This is a genomic window from Pyxidicoccus trucidator (genome assembly GCF_010894435.1).
Classification (GTDB): Bacteria; Myxococcota; Myxococcia; order Myxococcales; family Myxococcaceae; genus Myxococcus; species Myxococcus trucidator.
Genome location: NZ_JAAIXZ010000049.1, coordinates 1 through 3077 on the forward strand (window position 1 = coordinate 1; position 3077 = coordinate 3077).

At 72.2% G+C, this 3077-nt stretch carries 1 protein-coding gene; it reads right to left on the reverse strand.

Annotated features, from left to right (window positions below; all coding sequences use genetic code 11):
• Nucleotides 1-3077, reverse strand: a 3077-nt coding sequence (locus tag G4D85_RS48310) for a non-ribosomal peptide synthetase (protein WP_164021881.1), incomplete at both ends; no start/stop codon positions are given.

Sequence of the window (3077 nt, forward strand, 5' to 3'; positions counted from 1 at the left end):
CGCACCTCGGGCAGCGCCTCCAGGGCGGACTCCACTTCGCCCAACTCGATGCGGAAGCCGCGCAGCTTCACCTGGAAGTCGACGCGGCCCAGGAAGTCCAGCTCGCCGGTGGCCAGCCAGCGCACCTTGTCGCCGGTGCGGTACAGGCGCGCGCCGGGCGCGTCGCTGAAGGCGTCGGGGATGAAGCGCTCCGCGGTGAACTCGGGCCGGCCCAGGTAGCCGCGCGCCAGTCCGGCGCCGCCGATGAAGAGCTCGCCAGGCACTCCCGCGGGCACCGGCTGGAGGTGCTCATCCAGGACGTACACCCGCACGTTGGTCAGCGGGCCTCCCAGGGTGGGCCGGCCCGGGGTGCCGTGGATGGCGCGAGCCGTGGTGTCCACGGTGCACTCCGTGGGGCCGTAGACGTTGAAGGCGCGCAGGTGCGGGTGAGAGGCGAGCCGTGTCCACAGGGCCTCGTCCACGGCCTCTCCGCCCACCAGCACGCGCAGGGGCCGGGAGGCGGCCAGTCCTTCGTCCAGTAGAAGGCGCAGGTGCGACGGCGAACAGTCCAACACGTCCAGTCCGTGCCGCTCCACCCACGCGCCGAGCAGAGCGACGTCCTCGCGCGCGGCCTGGGGCACCACGCAGAGGGTGTGGCCGTCGGCCACCTGGATGAGTTGCTTCACCGACGCGTCGAACGCGAGCGGTGCATTGAGGCTGACGCGTAGCGGCCCCTGCACGTCGCAGTACACCCGCTCCGCCAGCGCGGCGCGGAGGTTCATCACGGAGGCGTGCTGCACCATGACGCCCTTGGGACGGCCGGTGGAGCCCGAGGTGTAGATGACGTAGGCGAGGTGCTCGGGCGAGGTGACGCGAGGCGGGTTGGCGTCGGACTCATGGGCGAGCGCCGCGGTGACGTGCTCGGCGTCGAGGCACATCGTCTCCACGCCCGCGCCCTCCAGCCGTGCGGCCAGTTGGCGCTGGGTGAGGACGAGGCGGGCCCCGCAGTCCTGGAGCATGAAGGCCAAGCGCTCGTGGGGGGAGGCCGGGTCCATGGGGACGTAGGCCCCGCCAGCCTTGAGGATGGCCAGCACGGCCACCACCAGGTCCACGCCGCGCTCCAGGCAGAGCGCGACGCGCACCTCGGGCCCGACGCCGCGCTGGCGCAGGGCCTGGGCGAGCTGGTTGACTTGACGGTTGAGCCTGTCGAACGAGAGCGAAGCGGAGTCGTCGAGCACGGCCAGGGCCTCTGGGGTGCGCGCGGCCTGGGCCTCGAAGCGCTCGTGGAAGGCACCCTCCCAGGACAGCTCGCGGCGCGTGTCGTTCCACCGGACGAGCACCTGCTCACGCTCGGAGGCGGGCAGCAGGGGCAGCTCGCCGATGCGGGTGTCCGGAGCGGAGACGGCCGCCTCCAGGAGCGTGCCCAGGTGCTCCACCATGCGGGTGATGGTGGACGGCTCGAACAGGTCCGTGCGGTAGGCGAGCGAGCCGCCCAGCCCATCCGCCCGCTGTGCCAGCGTCAGCGTCAGGTCGAACTTGGTGTTCTGCAGCGCGGGGGAGAACGGCTCCAGCCGCAGCGGGACGCTGCCCTCTGGCCCCCCGGCCACTTCCATGGTGGAGACCGGGAGGTTCTGCAGGGAGAACAGCACCTGGAACAGCGGCGAGTGGCTGAGGCTGCGCTGGGGACGCAGCTCCTCCACGAGCTTTTCGAAGGGCACGTCCTGGTACTCGTAGGCGGCCAGCGTGGTGGAGCGCACCCGGGCGAGCAGCTCGCGGAACGTGGCGCGCGCGTCGACCTGGGTGCGCAGGACGAGGGTGTTGACGAAGAATCCGATGAGGCCCTCCGTCTCTCCTCGAGTCCGGCCGGCGATGGGTGAGCCGACGGAGATGTCGTCCTGGCCCGAGTACCGGGCGAGCAGCAGTTGCCAGCAGGCGAGCAGGGCCATGAAGGGCGTGGTGCCCTCGCGCTGGCACAGGGCCAGCAGCCGCTCCGTCAGCTCGGCGGACAGGTGTACCGGCGCGAAGGCGCTGCGCGGCGACTGCACGGCCGGACGGGGCCTGTCGGTGGGCAGCTCCAGCACGGGCGTGGCCCCCGAGAGCTGTCGGCGCCAGTACCCGAGCTGCTGCTCCAGGACGTCGCCGCGCAGCCACGAGCGCTGCCACGCCGCGAAGTCGGCGTACTGCACGGGCAGGGCCGGCAGGTGGGCGTCACGGCCGGTGGTCCGCGCCGCGTAGAGCGCGCCCAACTCGCGCACGAGCACGCCCATGGACCAGCCGTCGGAGACGATGTGGTGCATCGTCAGCATCAGCACATGCTCCTGGGGTGTCAGGCGCAGCAGCAGGGCCCGGAAGAGTGGTCCCCTGGCGAGGTCGAACGGGAGTCCGGCTTCTTCAGCGACCCGCCGGCGGGCCTCGGACTCACGTTGCTCGGCGGGCAGGTCCGTCAGGTCCACCAGGGGGAGCGGCAGCGCCGAGGAGGGGTGGATGACCTGCACGGGCTCGCCACGGCCCGGCGCGAAGGTGGTGCGCAGGGACTCGTGGCGCTCGACGAGCGCACCGAGGCCTTGCTCCATGGCCGTGAGGTCCAGGCTGCCCAGGATTCGCACCGCGGTGGGGATGTTGTACGCGGCGCTTCCGGGCTCGAGCTGGTCGATGAACCACAGCCGCTGCTGCGCGAACGACAGCGGCGGCTCCTGGCGGTGCGAGACAGGCACCAGGGCCGGTGCCTGGAGCGAGAGGCCCGCCCGCCGGGTGGAGTCGATGCGCTCGGCGAGCAGGGCCACGGTGGGCGCTTCGAAGAAGGCGCGCAGGGGCAGCTCCACCTCGAAGGTGGCGCGCACGCGGGAGACGAGCTGCGTCGCCAGGAGGGAGTGGCCGCCCAGCTCGAAGAAGTTGTCGTGGACGCCCACGCGCCGCACGCGCAGCACCTGGGCCCAGAGTCCGGTGAGCAGCTCCTCCGCGGGCGTGCGGGGCGCGACGTAGGACTCCGCCAGTGAGGCCCTCGTCACGTCGGGCGCGGGCAGCGCCTTGCGGTCCACCTTGGAGTTGGCCGTGAGAGGCAGGGCGTCCAGCCGCACGACGGCGGACGGCACCATGTA